The organism is Polaribacter sp. 2305UL8-11 (genome assembly GCF_058147165.1).
Map to the genome: position 1 here is coordinate 208,557 of NZ_JBYVJW010000002.1, position 17,602 is coordinate 226,158.

The window sequence follows — 17,602 nt, forward strand, 5'->3', positions numbered from 1 at the left end:
AATTTTATATTTTAGAATAATATCTTAACACCTAAGTTATAAGTTCTTCCGAAACCAAACCAAACAAGTGGATCAGCAGCATCTAAAGCATCAGCTACATATTCAGTATCAAAAATATTGTTTACTCGAACTGTAACAGTAGTATCAAAACTACCAAATTTAAATCCGTGGCGCAAACTAGCATCAAAAGTACTATAATTTGGTGCTTTCCAAGAATTTCCTGGTCTAGTAGTTGGTGCAGATGTAGTTGCGTAATCTAACACATCTATTTGAGCATATAAATCTGCAAAATAATTATAATCTACTGTAATAGATGTTTTATCCCAAAATTTATATAGCATTCCAAGAGCTGCTGTTGTTTGTGCTGCATCAGATACTCTTAGTCCTTTAATTGGTAAATATACTGTTGAAACTTGATTTTGATTCTCATCAAAAATACCAACGTTTTCTAAATCGTTATTCCATTTCCAATTCCCTAAAGACAACATTCCTGTAAAATTTAAGTTATCTGTTGGTTTGTATGTAAAATCAAATTCAACACCTTTATGTAATGCATTAACTCCTAATAAGTTTGCAGTAAAATCTTCTGATCCAGGAATATTAGGATCTGCAGAAATACGTCTTGTAAAAGTTCTATCATTCCATTCTGTTCTATACAAATTTACATTAGCAGCAAATTTTTCTCCTCTAATACCATATCCTAATTCTAAACTAAAAATCTTTTCATTTTCTGCATTAGGATTTACATCTGTATTATTAAAGTTCTGAAAAACTGCATCAAAGTTTGCTGGCCTTTCAAAATATCCAATATTGGCAAATACATTTTGCACATCATCTATTCTATAGTTTGCACCTCCTTTGATACTATAACCATTTAATTTCACTTTATCAGTAATAGATAAATCTCTACCAGCTTGAGTATTTAAATCATATTGGAAATAATCAATTCTCTGATAAGAACTTCTCTGGAAAGATGTTGATAAAAAAGCATCAAAATTTTCTGCAGCATATTCAATCTGTCCGAAAAACCCTAACCATCCAACTTTTCCATCATTATTATATGCCATCTTATCACCAACTCTTAATGGAGCATTTGGATTATTAACATTATTTGGATTTCCACTGCTATCAACGTCTAGGAAAAAATCTCCTCCTAACAAATCTGTTACTTCTCTAAAGTGCTTTCCTGTATAAGTTCTCCAGTCTAAACCTCCAATTAAACTAATTTCTTCAGTTAATTCAGTTTTTAATGTAGATAAAACACCATACCATTCATGATCATTTCTTGAAGCTCTTAAAATTGCTTCAGACCCTAATGCTCCATTAGCTTTATTTATCCCTACAATATTATCAATATCTACTGGTTGATCAAAACCACCAATTCTTTCATTGAATAAACTTCTATTAGAACCAGCAGTTCCACCACCACCACCTGTTCCGTAAGAAACGTAAGCAGCAGTAGATAATGTAGTGACATCACTAATTGTCCAATAATGATTTAAAGAAGTTTGAGATTTATGATAGAAATTGTCTTCTATATTTACAACTTGACCATTTTTGTATCCCCAATCTGGGTTAAATCTGATACCAGATTCAGCGTTTCTATAAGTTGCAATTGTACTTCTGTTTTGTCTTTGACCATGTCTTTGTGGTGCTCCAAAAGTAGTAAAAGATAACTTATGGTTTTCGTTTAATTCTTTAGAAAAGTTAACAAAGTAATTATAACCATTAAACTGAGTTCCATCTACATAACCTTCTCCAGAAGTTTTTGCAAAAGAAACAGTAGCAGCAAAACCATTATCCATTAAACCTGTAGAAAGTGTAAATCCATATTTTTGAAATCCATCATTACCAGTAGAAGCAATTATATTTCCTCCTTTTTCAACATCAGATGTTTTAGATAAAATATTAATAGTACCACCTATAGAAGGCACAGCAACTTTAGCTGCTCCTAAACCTCTTTGAACTTGCATTGCAGAAGTAACATCTGCCAAACCTGCCCAATTAGACCAAAATACTCTACCATTTTCCATATCATTAACAGGAACTCCGTTAATCATAACAGCAACGTTTTCAGAATTAAATCCACGTAAGTTAATACGCCCATCTCCAAAACCACCTCCAGATTTTGTGGCGTAAACTCCTGGTGTAGATTTTAAAACTTCTGGAAATTCTTGAGACCCTAATTTTCTTTCAATATCTGCTGCTTTAATTGTAGAAACTGCAACAGGAGTTTTTCTATCAATGGCAAAAGAAGTTGCTGTAACAACAATTTCATCCAAAGAACCTGCGTCCTCAGTTAATTTGATAGTTTTTAAATTATTTTTTGACGGAGAAAAAGATACTTCAACACTTTTGTATCCTATAAAAGATACTACCACAAGACCAGAACTTGTTTTAGAGTTTAGTACAAAATTTCCATCAAAATCAGTAGAAGTACCATTATCAGTACCTTTTACTACAATACTTGCTCCTGGAAGAGGCTGGTTTGTTTCATCCACCACTTTACCAGTAATTTTAGTTTGTCCTAAAACTGTAGCTGTTACAAAAAACAAGGCTACAAATAATAAGTTTTTAAAATTTTTCATTTTTTAATTTTATGTTATTAAATGTTCTGCAAAATTGTTGCTTTTACAGGTTTTTAATGTTAATTTAATGTTAAGGTTTAACAAAAAATTATGATAACGAAACTAAACATAAAAAGAGTTAAGTATTGATAATAAATGGATTACATATTAACCAACTTATTAACAAAAAGCTATAGAAAAGTTAAAAAAATATTTTTTTTATTAGACAAACACTTACCTACTGTTTATTCAATAACTTCTTAGCAAGTTCTTTACCTAATTCTACACCAAATTGGTCATAACTGTAAATATTCCATAAAATTCCTTGTGTATAAATTTTATGCTCGTAAAGCGTGATTAATTTTCCTAAAGAGTGTGGTGTTAATTTATCAAAAAGAATAGCATTACTAGGTCTGTTTCCTTCAAAAATTTTAAATGGTAATAATGTAGCAATTTTATCTTCATCACCAAAAAACTTTAATTCTAAATGAACTTCTTCTTTGGTTTTACCAAAAGCTAAAGCTTCCATTTGTCCATAATAATTTGCCATTAATTTTTTATGATGATCTGTTAAACCATATAAAGATTCTTTATAACCTATAAAATCACAGGGAATTAGTTTGGTTCCTTGATGTACCAATTGCATAAATGCATGTTGCATATTGGTACCTGTACTTCCCCAAACAATTGTTCCTGTTTGGTAGTCTATTTTATCTCCATTTCTATCTACGCCTTTTCCATTACTTTCCATAATGGCTTGTTGTAAATAATCTGGAAGCTTTTTTAAATATTGCGTATAAGGTAAAACTGCTTCTGTTTCTGCACCATAAAAGTTATTATACCAAATACTTAATAAGGCTAAGATTACTGGAATATTCTTATCGAAATCTGTATTTCTATAATGTAAATCCATTTCTTCTGCCCCTTCTAATAGTGCTTTGTAATGATCAAAACCAACTGATAAGGAAATTGATAATCCTACTGCAGACCAAAGCGAAAATCTACCTCCAACCCAGTTCCACATTGGAAAAACGTTTGTTTTATCTATCCCAAAGTTATCTACTGCTTCTAAATTTGTAGAAACTGCAACAAAATGTTTTGGAATATCAAAAATGGTTGCATATTTTAAAAACCAATTTTTAATGGTTTCTGCATTTGAAATGGTTTCTTGAGTAGTAAATGTTTTTGATACAATTACAAATAAAGTAGTTTCTGGATTTAAATTTTTTATAACTTCAGAAACATGATCTCCATCTACATTAGAAACAAAATGAGTAGTTAATTGATTTTTATAATATTGTAAAGATTCTACAACCATATCTGGCCCTAAATCTGACCCACCAATACCAATATTTACAACATCTGTAATTGATTTACCTGTATAGCCTTTCCATTTTCCAGAAATAACTTTGTTAGAAAAACTTTTAATTTTTCTTAAAGCAGATTGTATTTTGGGTTTAATATCTTTTCCGTCAATTAAAACAGGTTCGTCTGAAGAGCTTCTTAAAGCTGTGTGTAAAACTGCTCTGTTTTCTGTTACATTTATAATTTCTCCTGAAAATTGTTTTTCAATAGCATCTTTTAAATCTACCTCTTCTGCAAGGTCTACCAACAATTTTATAGTTTCTTTTGTAATTCTATTTTTAGAAAAATCGACAGACAAATCTTTAAATTTTATAGAAAAATCTTCTTTTCTATTCTCTTCTTTGTCTAAATTTTTGATATTGACATCTTTTATTTCATTAAAATGATTTTTTAATGATGCCCAAGCTTTTGTTTTTGTTGGATTGGTATTTTTTAAAGCCATTTTTTATTTTTTTGCTATAGTTTCTATTACTTGTGGTTCTGGAACAGCAAGCTGATTGTGATCTAATTGATATTTTAAAGGTTTTATGAACTCTAAATATCTAGGTTTTAAACTTTTTTTAAGAGGTTCTGCAGCTGGTAACTTTTGTTTAAAAGGGTCTACTTCTTTACCGTTTTTCCAAAAACGATAACAAACATGAGGGCCTCCTGTATTTCCAGTCATTCCAACCAAACCAATAACTTGCCCCTGTTTAACATATTGCCCTTTTTTAACTTTTCGCGTTTTCATGTGCAAATATTGGGTAGAATATGTACTGTTGTGCTTTATTTTTACAAATTTACCATTACCACCTCTTCTTGTAGACTCTACAACAGTTCCGCTTGCAGTGGCTAAAATTGGAGTACCAATATTGGCAGCAAAATCTGTACCTCTGTGTGGTCTAACTCGATTTCCATAATAAGCAATTCTTCTTTTTAAATTATACCTAGAAGATATTCTGTATTGAAATTTTATGGGTGATTTTAAAAACTGACTTCTCAGCATATTTCCTTCGCTATCATAATATTCTGTAATTCCTTTTATAGAATCTGCTAAAAACCTGTAGGCATAAAAATCTTCTCCTCGATGTTTAAAAACAGCAGCTTTTACTTCTCCATAACCTGCAAAAAGATTGTTTTTAATGTATTTTTCTTCAAAAATAATTTTAAAAGAATCTCCTTTTTGAAGTTTATAAAAATCTAATGTCCAAGCATAAATATCTGCAACTGTATTTGTTAAGTTTGGCGACAAATGCAAACTATCCATAGCATTAGATAAGTTTGAATAAATAGTACCTTCTACAATTTTTTGGACTGTTTTTATAGGTTGTAAGTATGTATGAGCTTTGATAATTGTGTCAGAAAAATCTACAATTGTAGCCTTAATTTTATCGTTTTTGTAAATAAAAACTTGTGCTTCCTGCAAAGAATCTTTACTTGCTAAAATTGTATAAGGTTTGCCAGCTCTAACTCTTCTAACATCAAAAACATCTTTTATAGAACCTGCTATTTTATTAATCTTTGGATAAAAAACGTGATGCCTATCTAGTATTGTTCCAAAACTTTCTCCGCTTTTAATTGTGTCTTGAATTACCACATAATTATCTATATTATAGCCATATCTAATTTCTGGTAATGGAATTACTTTTTTTATAGATATTGGTGGTTTTTCTTCTTTTTTACAAGATAAAACGGATAGGATTGCGAGTAAGAAGAAGACTATTTTTCTCAAGAAGTATACTTTTAATTAAACTCCCCAAAAGTACAAATAAAATTGATTTTTCATCAATCATAATTGATGAAGTTTCAATATCGTTTTCGTTAAAATTTTTCTAATTTATTTTAAACTCGTTTGCCAAACCTTTATATTCTTCTAATTCTGCTCTCAAAGAACCTACAGATAAATCTGCTTTCATTTTTATAGGAATTTTATTGGCATCTTCTGTAATCCATAATGTAACACTTTCTTGTGCTTTAAATACTCTTCCAGATTGTACTAAAGGTCTAAAAAGCATTGTTTTTATTTTTCCGAATTTTGTTTTGATAGTTTCCCTACCCAAAAAACGCAATTTAAAAGGATATATTTTAGAATCCAAAAACATATCGATTGCTATTTCATCTCCTTTTTTCATATTATTTACATTATGATTTCTTAAATAATAGAAAGAAGACAACATATCTTGTACATTATAAAAGGCTACAGATGTATCTTTTTGCTTTGTAAAATCTTGAACATAGGCTTTGTTAGACTTATAATTAAAAGAAGTAATTCTATGTTTTTTATAACCTCCTTCGTCAATTTTTCTTTTAAACAAATAAGGTTTTATACTGTCTTTATCAAAAAAAGACTCGTATTTATCATCAACTTTAAAAAACCATTTTATCATTCCAGATGTCCAGCCAGTTCCTTTTGTGTGAAATACTTTTTTACCATTTAAATCTGTTTCTTTTACTTCTAAAACTGCTGTTCCAGCTCTTAAAAAACCAGAATAGCTCATTTTATAACGCAACCATTCTCCACTTTTAAAAGCAGATTCTTTCTTTTGACTAGAAACAGAAAAAGTGATTATAAATACTAAAAATAATAAGATATTTTTTTTCATAGTTTTCAAACTTATAAAAAAGTAATGACAATTACCATTCCAAAAATGAAAAATGTGATTTACAACCTATTTGTGTACAACTTTTTTAAGAAATTTTTAAGCGTTTTTAGAAAGTTCCCCAATTTTTCAGTTCTTCTTCACTCCATAAATAAGGGTAGAAAATTCTTCGTTGATATTTAGGGTGCATATATTTACGCCAATTGCTGCCACCTGTGGCTTTAAGTTCTGAGTCATCACCTCCAATATATTTTGCTGCTGCATTGTAATGGGCCATAACCCATTTTACGTTTACAGTATAATCGTAATGACGCATTGCTTTGATTAAATCTTCGTTTTCTTGAACTTCTTTAGGCAGTTGCTTGAATTTTAAAGACAAATTAATATCATTATAATCTTCCATAAAATCTATAAAATCGCCCATATATTTTTTCTCAAACAAGTTTAACAAGGTAGATTTTTGTCCAGTAGTATAGTTTTTACCTGCTGCTTGCCAATACAAATGATTGTAAGCATTTCTAAATGATGAGTTTCTATCTATAGTATCTCTAAATCTGGCATCGATTAAATTAATGAGTTCTGTTGATGCAAATTCAATTTTACGATATTGTGCAGATTGAAAACCACTTGCTGGTGTTAGCGTATTTCTAAATTTTAGATACTGCTCACGTTCCATACCTTCTGACATCACATTAAAAGAGCTACATAACATATCAAAATACCTGCTTATTCTGCCTAAATGCATCGAAAATTTATCTGCTGAAACTTTATTTGCTTTTGCAACTTGTTCTATTTCCCACAAAATCATTTTAAACAATAGCTCATTTACCTGATGATACATGATAAACACCATTTCATCAGGTTGTGTAGTTCTTGGGGTTTGTAGACCTAAAAGCGCATCTGTTTGAATATAATCCCAATAGGTAATTGGTGTACTCCACAACAAACCTTCTAACATAGAGTCTACTGGAACACCTAATTTATCATATTTTTCTTCTATGGCTTTTAAAATTTCTTCTCTTTCCATTATTGTTGATTGAATAACAAAGATATAATAGTTTATAAAATTAAGACCTCACAGGTTTTAAAAACCTGTGAGGTCTATGATTATTTTCTGCTTACTGCAAACTAAAAAACTGCAAACTTTTTACAACGTTCCTCTTTTTGCTTGTTCTCTTTCTATAGATTCAAACAGTGCTTTAAAGTTTCCTGCACCAAAACCTCTTGCTCCCATTCTTTGAATGATTTCAAAAAATAAAGTAGGTCTATCTTCTACTGGTTTTGTGAAAATTTGCAATAAATAGCCTTCTTCATCTGCATCTATCATAATTCCTAAAGCTTTTAGCTTTTCGATATCTTCTTTTAATTCGTGACTGTGTTCTTCTAATCTACCTGGAACTGCTCTGTAATATTCTTCTGGTGGAATTGATAAAAACTCTACTCCATTCGATCTTAATTGAGTTACAGTTTTAATAATGTCATCTGTTGCAACTGCTATGTGTTGTACTCCTGCACCTTCATAAAAATCTAAATATTCTTCGATTTGCGAACGTTTTTTACCTTCTGCTGGTTCGTTAATTGGAAATTTAATTCGTCCATTTCCATTAGACATTACTTTACTCATTAATGCTGAATATTCTGTATGAATTTGTTTGTCATCAAATGATAAAAAGTTGACAAACCCCATGACATCTTCATAAAATTTTACCCAAGTATTCATCTGATTCCAACCTACATTACCAACCATGTGATCTATATATTTTAATCCAGAAGTAGGTGGATTGTAATCTGATTCCCATTTTTGAAAACCTGGCAAAAATGCGCCATTGTAATTTTTACGCTCTACAAACATGTGTACAGTTTCTCCATAGGTATAGATTCCTGCTCTTACTACTTCTCCATGTTCATCTTTTTCTACAGTTGGCTCCATGTACGATTTTGCACCTCTTGAAGTGGTTTCTTTATATGCTTGTCTTGCATCTTCTACCCAAAGTGCCACAATTTTTACTCCATCTCCATGTTTTACAATATGGTCGTTAATTGGTGATTTGCTATTTAAAGGTGTGGTTAGCATTAACTTAATTTTGTCTTGAGTTAAGACATAGCTTACAGAGTCTGTTGATCCTGTTTCTAATCCACGATATGCGTGCGACTGAAATCCGAATGCGGTTTTGTAGAAATGGGCTGCTTGTTTTGCATTACCTACATAAAATTCTACATAATCTGTACCTAACAATGGAAGGAAGTCTTGTGCTCCTTCAAATATTTTTTCTAAACCGTAGTTTACTGATTTTATATCTTTTTTACTCATCTTTATATTTTATAGAAAAGAGAACAAAGAAGCAAGATTAGAGACCTTTTAGAGCTTATTTTAAAAACCCATTGTCATTTTTTGAAATTCTTGAATCTTTAATTCAATCTTTGTTAATTGTGCTTTATTAATGTAATTTCTTTTATATACTGTTATTAATTGTGTTTCGAGTTCAAACGAAGAACCTAAAGCAAAGTTGATAAACTGAGAAAAAGATGTATCAGTTCTTGATGAACCTTCTATAATACTACTTGGAATAGAAACAGAACATCTATTAATTTGAGAGATTAATCCAAATCTTTAAATTCTTATAATTGTGCCATTTCCTTTTCTCCACTCTCTTTATTCTTTACTCTTTATTCTTTTCTCTCTTCTACTCAAGCCACGATTTATAATAATCTTCGTCTGCAATTTTCATTGCTTCTTCTGTAACTTGCAAAGGTTTAAAGGTATCTACCATTACTGCCAATTCTTCTGTAACAGTTTCTCCTATACTTCTTTCTGTTGCTCCTGGATGTGGACCATGAGGTATTCCTGCTGGATGCAAGGAAATATGACCAGCTTCAATATCGTTTCTGCTCATAAAATCGCCATCTACATAGTACAAAACCTCATCAGAATCTATATTACTGTGATTGTATGGTGCAGGAATTGAGTTTGGATGATAATCATACAAACGTGGTACAAAACTGCAAATTACAAAGGTATTTGTCTCGAAAGTTTGATGCACTGGAGGTGGTTGATGAATACGTCCTGTAATGGGTTCGAAATCGTGAATTGAAAATGCATAAGGAAAATTATAACCATCATAACCTACCACATCAAAAGGATGTGAAGCGTAAACCATTTCTATAATTTCTCCTTGTTTTTTTACTTTGATTAAGAAATCGCCCAACTCATTATAGGTTTCTAATTCTTCTGGTCTGCGTAAATCTCGCTCACAAAAAGGCGAGTGTTCTAACAATTGACCAAACCAGTTTCTATAACGTTTTGGTGTATAAACTGGCGAATAAGATTCTACAATAAACAGTCGATTATTTTCGTCATCAAAGTCTAATTTATAGATAATTCCTCGAGGAATTACTAAATAATCTCCATACTTAAAATCGAGATTACCCAACATTGTGCGTAATTTTCCTGTTCCTTTATGGATAAAAATTACTTCGTCTGCATCTGTATTTTTATAAAAATAATCTTTGGTAGATTGTTTTGGAGCGGATAAAATAATATTACAATCAACATTTGTTAAAACAATTTTTCTACTTTCTAGATAATCGTTTTCTGGAGGAACTTGAAATCCTAGAAACCTGTATGATTGAATATTATTCGCTTTTGCAATTTTGGGTTTTACAGAGTATTGTTTCCCTATTTTTTTGACCATTGTTGGTCTGTGTTCGTGATAAGAGTTTGTAGACATCCCATCAAAACCAATGGTCCCAAACAATTGTTCGTAATATAAACTACCGTCTTTTTTACGGAATTGTGTGTGTCTTTTTGGAGGAATTTCTCCTAATTTATGATAAAAAGGCATAATGTTAATGTAAAAATTAATTAATGATTTAATGTATCAATGCTTTAAATATAAGACAATTGTTACATTGGTAAACTATTATGATTTACATTAAACGCTCATTCTGGATTGCGCTTTATTAAGAATTTTAAATAAGATAGTAAGCCTAAAAACATCTCAATCGATTTCGTTTGATATTCAAATATACAAAAACTATAAAGATATATTTTTAGTATTATAAAAAAACCGAAACTTTAAGTTTCGGTTTTAATTTTTTTTGAATCTGTTTTACTCTGTTGGCAATCTTTCATCAATCATTTTTAATGGCATATCTCCCATTAATTCAAACACATCTAAAATGCTTCTTACAGTATCTTCTTCTTCTACTTGCTCATTAACAAACCATTGTAAAAAAACTTCAGATGCAAAATCATCTACTTTTCTTGCTTGTTTAAAGCACTTGTAAATAGATTGTGTTACATGTATTTCTTGGTCTAAAGATTTCTCATAAATTTCTCTTAATCCTTCAAAATCATTATTTACTTCTGGAATTGATGGTGAAATTGCAGCACCTCCAGCATCATTAATAAAGTTAAAAATCTTCATTCCATGTGCTCTTTCTTCTTCTGCTTGTCTGTAAAAAAAAGCTTTACTGTTAAGTAGTTCTCTTTGATCGCACCAAGATGCCATTGCTAAATAAGAGGCAGATGCATGCATTTCTAATGCGATTTGGTGATTTAAAACATCCATAACTTCTGGATGTATTGTCATTTGTCTTCTTATTGCTGTTTTCATAATCATATTGTTTATATACCAAAGATACAGTAAAATGAGTATATCTTTAAAATTATAGACAAATTTAAACCTAATCTAAATAAAATTAGAAATTGATGATACTATTACTAATAACTATAGAAACAGAGTTCTATTTCTTCTTTTAAGTCTAAAAGTTTTGGGATTTCTAAAAAAACGAGGTGTTTTCTATCTGCTATAAATAGTAGTACAAAATTTTCGTTTTGAATGATATTTTCTAAGTTTTCTGGAGTACTATATTCGTTAATTTTATTTCGCAATTGCAATAATTGCGGAAATGTTAACTGCATTTGTTTATCATCTATAGTTAATTGATAATTACAAAAGGTAACTTTTTGAAGTTGTACGTTAAATTGAATGTCTGTAAAAATACTCACTTTGCAAAAATAAGTATTTATTTAGAATAAATAAAAATAATATTTAGAGAAAGTAGTCAACTCCTATTAATTCATAAAAAGGAGTAAAAAAGACTATAGCAATTAAGATAAACACAACAACTTTTACAAAAGTAGATGTTGTCTTCTCTGGAATAATAAAATTTGCGCTCAAATTGTTTGATTGTAATAATATGTCTTTTGATTCGTAGATTGGAGTTTCTAACTTTGGTCTTTTAACAATTTGCTTAATCTGTGGAGTTATATTTGAATATAATAACAATGCTGCTAAAGAACTTAACATAATTATATCAAAAATAGTAAACAAATTTCCAAAATTGAAAAAATCAAGGAATAGAGTTATACAAGGAACAATAAATGAGAGATAAAATAATAATTCCGGAAAAACTGATTTCTTACTATCGGATTGAATATCATTTTTATCAAAATTACTACTTGGAATTCTACTGTAGTAAAAAAGTAAAGCAGCAACGAGAATTAGTGATATAAATGAAAAAGTAATTAACTCCAATCCATTTAAAACATTATCATCAAAATAAAAATGACCAACTAAATTCAAACCTATCATAATTCTAATTTTTATCTAAAATAAGAAAATTATTTGAAAAAGTCCTTTTAGGCTTTAGTAATTTTAAGGGTTTTAATATTCAAAATAAGTTACAGTGTATTGAACTGAGATACTTATTTTCATTCTCGTGAATGCGTTAGGGATTGAAGTGACATCCTTTTTATGCAGAACTCGATTTGGAATCAGTCTGTTTAAATTCTAATACTTTTGTTTAAATGAAAGATGCTGAACTAAATTCAGCATAAAAAGATATAACGTAAAGCCCGACCTTTTTAGGGAACGCCCAAAATATGGTTTTAAGCAACATTAATAACCTCTTCTATTTGCGGTGCATATTTTTTAATAGTTGCTTCAACCCCATTTTTTAAGGTCATTTGGTTTACAGAACAACCTGTGCAAGCTCCTTCTAATTGTACTCTTACAATAGCATCTTCTATAGACAAAAGTTTTATATTGCCACCATCGCTCATTAAAAACGGACGAATTTCTTCTAACGCCTTTTCTACATTATTTAAAGTTTCTTCTGCTGTCATAATCTATATTATTTTGTACTACAACCACTCATTGTTGTAATTCTTACCACTTCTGTTGGTGGTAAATTTGCATTTCTTTTTAATAGTTGAGATACCATTTCTTTAGTTATCTCATTAAAGGCTTTTTCTAAGACTGTGCCTTCTTGCATGGCTACTGGTCTTCCAACATCTCCTGCTTCGCGAATGCTTTGTACCAAAGGAATTTCTCCTAAAAACTGTGTTTTTATATCTGCTGCTAAATTTTTAGCTCCATCTTGTCCAAAGATATAATATTTATTATTAGGTAATTCTTCTGGTGTAAAATATGCCATATTTTCTATAATACCTAAAACTGGCACATTTATACTTTCTTGTTGAAACATGGCTACTCCTTTTTTAGCATCTGCTAATGCAATATTTTGTGGTGTACTTACCACAACTGCTCCATTTATTGGCAATGCTTGTACAATTGACAAATGTACATCTCCTGTTCCTGGAGGTAAATCAATTAACAGAAAATCTAACTCACCCCAAGCACCATCAAAAATTAATTGGTTTAAGGCTTTGCTTGCCATTGGTCCTCGCCAAATTACAGCTTGATCTGGATTTGTAAAAAAACCTAAAGAAAGTAGTTTTACGCCATAATTTTCTATTGGCTTCATTTTAGAACGACCTTCTACTTTTACAGAAAGTGGTCTTTCTTTTTCTACATCGAACATTATATGTTGTGATGGTCCATAAACATCTGCATCTAAAACACCTACATTAAATCCCATTTTTGCTAATGAAATAGCTGTATTTGCTGTAATTGTAGATTTTCCTACCCCTCCTTTTCCAGAGGCAATTGCAATGATGTTTTTAATGTTCGGAATTTCTTTTCCTCTAATCTGATTTGGATTCTCTTTAGGTGCTGGCTTTTCTACTTTTACATTAATTTTTAGATCAATGTTTTCATCAACAATATTTTTTATTGCTTTAGAAATTTCTGATTCTATCTTCTTTTTAGCTTGTAAAGTTGGGTTGTTTATAGTTACATCTACAATAACTTCATTACCAAAAGTGACTACATTAGTTACATTTTTGTTTTCTACTAAGCTTTTTCCTTCTCCAGGTGCTGTAATAGTTTCTAATGCTTTGTATATATCTTGTTTTGTAAAACTCACGTCTTATTTTTATTTAATCTTGATTGCAAAGATACAGCTAACTATTAAGAAATTAAAAAGAATAGATTGTGTTTATTTATGTATTAATAAGTGAAAATGATTGTAGTTTTATATTGAGAAAATACTTGTTTTAGTTTTTACAATATTCTAAATAACAGTTAAGACAATTCATCTATTGGGTTCCAAAAAACTGTTTCTAAATCTTGAATCTGGTTTTCTATTACAACAATGCCTTCATTTTCTAATAATTGTTGCATTAAGTTAGTACCATTAAAATGATGTTTACCTGTTAACAATCCTTTTTTATTAACAACTCTATGTGCAGGTACTTCTTCTTTTTGATTGCTAGAATTATTCATAGCCCAACCTACCATTCTTGCAGATTTTGCAGCTCCTAAATAAGTGGCTATTGCTCCATAACTTGTAACTCTGCCAAAAGGAATTAATCTTGCTACTTGATATACTTTTTCAAAAAAATTATCGGATTCTTTCACTTTGTAAATATACTATTTTAGAAGTATAAAATAAGATTTCTCAGTCGCCCAAAAAGGCTTATTTAGAAATGACAGAAAAGTGAAAATTGTGAGATTCTGAAACTCTTGAAATTTTAGGACAGAATGACAACATCTAATATTTCAATCGAAATTTAATGTAAGTAATAGGTTTACCAACTGCTAAATATTGGTTTTCGTAAAAAGTTTGTGTTTGTATAACTTCTTCTGGTGCACCATCATTTTTATAGATATTGTGGTTGGCATATAAAACTTCATGACCTTCTCCATGCAATAAGCCTAGTGTATAACCATGCATAAATTCGCTATCTGTTTTCAGGTTCATAATACCATCTTCTTTTAAAATTATATGGTATTTTTTTAAGAAAGTTGCATTGGTCATTCTATGTTTTGTACGTTGAAATTTTATTTGAGGATCAGGAAACGTAATCCAAATTTCAGAAACTTCATTTTCTGCAAAAATAAAATCGACCAACTCTATTTGGGTTCTAACAAAAGCAACATTGGGTAAGTTTTCTTCGATGGCAGTTTTTGCTCCCCTCCAAAATCGTGCTCCTTTAATATCAATACCTATATAGTTTTTATCAGGATTTTTCCTAGCTAAAGCAATGGTGTATTCGCCTTTACCACAACCCAATTCAACAACTATAGGATTAGAATTACCAAAAAAAGAATGCCATTTGCCTTTTTGAGAAAAATTAGTAACAACTTCTTCTCTAGTTGGCTGAATGACATTTTTAAACGTCTCGTTTTCTTTAAAACGTTTTAGTTTGTTTTTGCTTCCCAAGATGTAAAATTAAGCTCTATCTTCTGTACCTTCTCTCTTAAAACGAGCAGATTCTTTCATCCAGTACCAAAACAATACTAAAAGTACTAACAAAAACCCCCAATTTACGGCATTTGATATCCACCATCCAAAATCTGCATGTGCTACACTTGTACGTAACCAATTAAAAGGGATAAATAAAAGATCTGTAAATAAACTACCAATCCATCTAAAAATATTGCTTGCTATCATAACTTAATTATCTTTACAGTGCAAAAATAACAAAAGAAACAATGTTAACCAATTTTTTAGAGAAATCTAAACCCATCAATTTTATAATCTATTTAGGATTATTTTTTGGTTTCTTTGTAATTGCTAATATTTCTATACATTTTACTAACGATTTTACCTGGATTAAAGTTTTAAAAAGTGTTGGTTTCTTTACCCTATTTTTATCTATATTCTTCTTTTACAACTTTGTAATTTCTAAAAATAAACTCACGTTTGATCATTCTTACAGTTTTTTTGTTTTTACTTTATTAAATATTTTATTTTTAACAAAGTTATTAGAGTTTAAAATATTAATAGTCATACTTATACACCTTCTTTTTCTTAGAAAAATTTATAGTTTACGTTCCTCTAAAAACCTTATACAAAAGCTTTTTGATAGTGGTTTTTGGTTAGGAATTCTTTTTATTTTAGAGCCTTTTTTAATTCTCTTTTCTTTGTTAATCTTTATTTCTATTCTTTTACAACAAAAAATTACAATTCATACTTTATTAACTCCAGTAGTAGGTTTTTTTACGCCACTTATTATTTATTTTACTTATTTATTTTGGAATGATTCTAGTGAAGTGTTTACTGAACTTTTACAATTAGGTAGTATAAAAAAAATAGCAATATATAGTGAAGATAGTTCTATTTGGTTTTTTGGAGCTATTTTACTGTTTACAATTTGTGGTATCTTTTTAAAATCTCCAAAAGCATTGTCTGTAAACAATTCTTTTAAAAGAAGTTGGTTGTTATTAATTGCGAATGCAATTATTGCTATTTTGTTTGCTTTAACCACTAAAACAAAAAATGGTGCAGAAATTATATTTCTAGCCATTCCTGCATCAATAATTATTGCAAACGGATTTGAAGTTATTCAAAAAAAGTGGATTAAAAATATACTTTTTGGATTGTTATTAACAGGAACAATTTTAGCTTTTTTCTCATTATAATTTAGATCCAAAAGCCAAATCTCCAGCATCACCTAAACCAGGTACAATGTATCCTTTACTATTTAATGTATTATCAATAGCAGCAATCCATAAATGTGTGTTTTTGGGGAATTTATCTTTGACAAAATCGATTCCTTCTTTAGCTCCTATTACAGCAACAATATGAATTTCTTTTGGAGTGCCATATTTTTTTATTGCCTCTAAAACCGCAATTAAAGACTGTCCTGTTGCCAACATTGGATCTGCCAATAATAACGTTTTATTTTCTATAGATGGTGCAGCAAAATACTCTACAACTATTTCAAATTCTGTATCATTATTTGGGTGATGACGATATGCAGAAATAAATGCATTTTCTGCATCATCAAAATAATTGAGCAATCCTTGATGTAAAGGTAAACCAGCTCTTAAGATAGAACACAACACCACATCATTATTACTTAATTGCGTCTTCTTTTCTCCTAAAGGAGTTTTTATATTTACATCTGAATAAGAAAGTTCTTTGCTCAATTCATATCCTAAAACCTCTCCTATTCTTTCTATATTTCTTCGAAATCTGAGCGAATCTTTTTGAATGTTCACATCTCTAATTTCTGCGATAAATTTGTTTAAAATTGAATTGTTTTCTTGTAAGTGATGAATTATCATTTTTGTAAATTATACAAACAAATGTAACTCAATTAACTAAAATTTGTATATTGCCTTCACACAAAAATCAAAATATTAATAAAAAAAAATCAAAAAAATGGGAATTTTTTCATTCATTAAAAATGCTGGTGCTAAAGTTTTTGGCATTGGAAAAACAACAGAAGAAGAAAATGCAGAAAAGTCAGACCAATTAAGAAACGCAATTACTGCCTTAGAATTAGAAGTTACAGATTTGTCTATAGAAGTAGATGATGATGCTGTAAAACTTTGGGGAGAAGCTGCAGATTTAGCCACCAAAGAAAAAGTAGTTTTAGTTGTTGGTAACACAAATGGTGTAGCTTCTGTAGAAGACAATTTAACTGTTGCAGAAGTAGAAATTATAGAAGAAGCAGCAATGGCACAATTTCATACTGTAGAAAGTGGAGATACTTTAGGTAAAATTGCAAAAGAATATTATGGAAATGCAATGAAGTACCCTGTAATTTTTGAGGCAAATAAACCAATGCTTTCGCATCCAGATAAAATTTATCCTGGTCAAGTTTTAAGAATACCACCTTTGGTAGACTAGCCAAAAGTTAATCAACCAAACCTTAAAGAGTTTCAACATTTTGTTGAAACTCTTTTTTATGTAATTATTTTAAATTTTATCATCAACTTTGTAAAATATTAA

Annotated in this window: 19 protein-coding genes; 2 read left to right on the forward strand and 17 right to left on the reverse strand. The window is 29.8% G+C overall.

Annotation, left to right across the window (positions count from 1 at the left end; genetic code table 11):
- Window positions 1-11 precede the first annotated feature (11 nt).
- The 16 genes from ACY2RW_RS02555 to ACY2RW_RS02630 form a co-directional block, all read right to left on the reverse strand.
- Window positions 12-2,588, reverse strand: a complete 2,577-nt coding sequence (locus ACY2RW_RS02555; RefSeq protein WP_490121128.1) for a TonB-dependent receptor — start codon at window positions 2,586-2,588, stop codon at window positions 12-14.
- Between the two features lie 217 nt (window positions 2,589-2,805).
- A complete protein-coding gene (gene pgi / locus ACY2RW_RS02560; RefSeq protein WP_490121129.1) occupies window positions 2,806-4,374 on the reverse strand; it encodes a glucose-6-phosphate isomerase in 1,569 nt (522 codons plus the stop codon).
- A gap of 3 nt (window positions 4,375-4,377) precedes the next feature.
- Window positions 4,378-5,643, reverse strand: a complete 1,266-nt coding sequence (locus tag ACY2RW_RS02565; RefSeq protein WP_490121130.1) for a peptidoglycan DD-metalloendopeptidase family protein — start codon at window positions 5,641-5,643, stop codon at window positions 4,378-4,380.
- A gap of 100 nt (window positions 5,644-5,743) precedes the next feature.
- Window positions 5,744-6,514: a DUF3108 domain-containing protein gene (locus tag ACY2RW_RS02570; protein ID WP_490121131.1), complete on the reverse strand. Its 771-nt coding sequence runs from the start codon at window positions 6,512-6,514 to the stop codon at window positions 5,744-5,746.
- A gap of 106 nt (window positions 6,515-6,620) precedes the next feature.
- Entirely contained in the window at window positions 6,621-7,538 is a 918-nt protein-coding gene (locus ACY2RW_RS02575; protein WP_490121132.1) for a tryptophan 2,3-dioxygenase family protein, read from the reverse strand.
- A gap of 120 nt (window positions 7,539-7,658) precedes the next feature.
- Window positions 7,659-8,822, reverse strand: a complete 1,164-nt coding sequence (gene hppD / locus ACY2RW_RS02580; protein ID WP_490121133.1) for a 4-hydroxyphenylpyruvate dioxygenase — start codon at window positions 8,820-8,822, stop codon at window positions 7,659-7,661.
- 60 nt (window positions 8,823-8,882) lie between these two features.
- Complete coding sequence (locus ACY2RW_RS02585) at window positions 8,883-9,110, reverse strand: four helix bundle protein (protein ID WP_490121235.1); 228 nt, start codon at window positions 9,108-9,110, stop codon at window positions 8,883-8,885.
- An 85-nt stretch (window positions 9,111-9,195) separates the two neighbouring features.
- Window positions 9,196-10,353: a homogentisate 1,2-dioxygenase gene (locus tag ACY2RW_RS02590; RefSeq protein ID WP_490121134.1), complete on the reverse strand. Its 1,158-nt coding sequence runs from the start codon at window positions 10,351-10,353 to the stop codon at window positions 9,196-9,198.
- 267 nt (window positions 10,354-10,620) lie between these two features.
- A complete protein-coding gene (locus ACY2RW_RS02595) occupies window positions 10,621-11,127 on the reverse strand; it encodes a ferritin (RefSeq protein ID WP_490121135.1) in 507 nt (168 codons plus the stop codon).
- Window positions 11,128-11,234: 107 nt separating this feature from the next.
- Window positions 11,235-11,522, reverse strand: coding sequence for a hypothetical protein (locus ACY2RW_RS02600; protein ID WP_490121136.1), 288 nt, complete (start codon window positions 11,520-11,522; stop codon window positions 11,235-11,237).
- 43 nt (window positions 11,523-11,565) lie between these two features.
- Complete coding sequence (locus ACY2RW_RS02605; protein ID WP_490121137.1) at window positions 11,566-12,108, reverse strand: hypothetical protein; 543 nt, start codon at window positions 12,106-12,108, stop codon at window positions 11,566-11,568.
- 296 nt (window positions 12,109-12,404) lie between these two features.
- Window positions 12,405-12,641, reverse strand: coding sequence for a NifU family protein (locus ACY2RW_RS02610; RefSeq protein ID WP_490121138.1), 237 nt, complete (start codon window positions 12,639-12,641; stop codon window positions 12,405-12,407).
- An 8-nt stretch (window positions 12,642-12,649) separates the two neighbouring features.
- Window positions 12,650-13,783 carry an Mrp/NBP35 family ATP-binding protein gene (locus ACY2RW_RS02615; RefSeq protein WP_490121139.1) on the reverse strand — a complete coding sequence of 378 codons (1,134 nt, stop codon included), beginning with the start codon at window positions 13,781-13,783 and terminating at the stop codon, window positions 12,650-12,652.
- A gap of 158 nt (window positions 13,784-13,941) precedes the next feature.
- Window positions 13,942-14,277 (reverse strand): MGMT family protein, encoded by a 336-nt coding sequence (locus tag ACY2RW_RS02620; protein ID WP_490121140.1) that lies wholly within the window; start codon window positions 14,275-14,277, stop codon window positions 13,942-13,944.
- A gap of 133 nt (window positions 14,278-14,410) precedes the next feature.
- Complete coding sequence (gene trmB, locus ACY2RW_RS02625) at window positions 14,411-15,082, reverse strand: tRNA (guanosine(46)-N7)-methyltransferase TrmB (RefSeq protein WP_490121141.1); 672 nt, start codon at window positions 15,080-15,082, stop codon at window positions 14,411-14,413.
- 9 nt (window positions 15,083-15,091) lie between these two features.
- Window positions 15,092-15,313 (reverse strand): DUF6341 family protein, encoded by a 222-nt coding sequence (locus tag ACY2RW_RS02630; protein ID WP_490121142.1) that lies wholly within the window; start codon window positions 15,311-15,313, stop codon window positions 15,092-15,094.
- A gap of 41 nt (window positions 15,314-15,354) precedes the next feature.
- Here ACY2RW_RS02630 and ACY2RW_RS02635 point away from each other — a divergent pair, with 41 nt between their 5' ends.
- A complete protein-coding gene (locus ACY2RW_RS02635; RefSeq protein WP_490121143.1) occupies window positions 15,355-16,284 on the forward strand; it encodes a DUF6427 family protein in 930 nt (309 codons plus the stop codon).
- Here ACY2RW_RS02635 and upp read toward each other — a convergent pair.
- Window positions 16,279-16,932, reverse strand: a complete 654-nt coding sequence (upp, locus tag ACY2RW_RS02640; RefSeq protein ID WP_490121144.1) for a uracil phosphoribosyltransferase — start codon at window positions 16,930-16,932, stop codon at window positions 16,279-16,281. The genes ACY2RW_RS02635 and upp overlap by 6 nt on opposite strands.
- Window positions 16,933-17,029: 97 nt before the next feature.
- Here upp and lysM point away from each other — a divergent pair, with 97 nt between their 5' ends.
- Complete coding sequence (lysM, locus tag ACY2RW_RS02645; protein WP_490121145.1) at window positions 17,030-17,500, forward strand: peptidoglycan-binding protein LysM; 471 nt, start codon at window positions 17,030-17,032, stop codon at window positions 17,498-17,500.
- Window positions 17,501-17,602 lie beyond the last annotated feature (102 nt).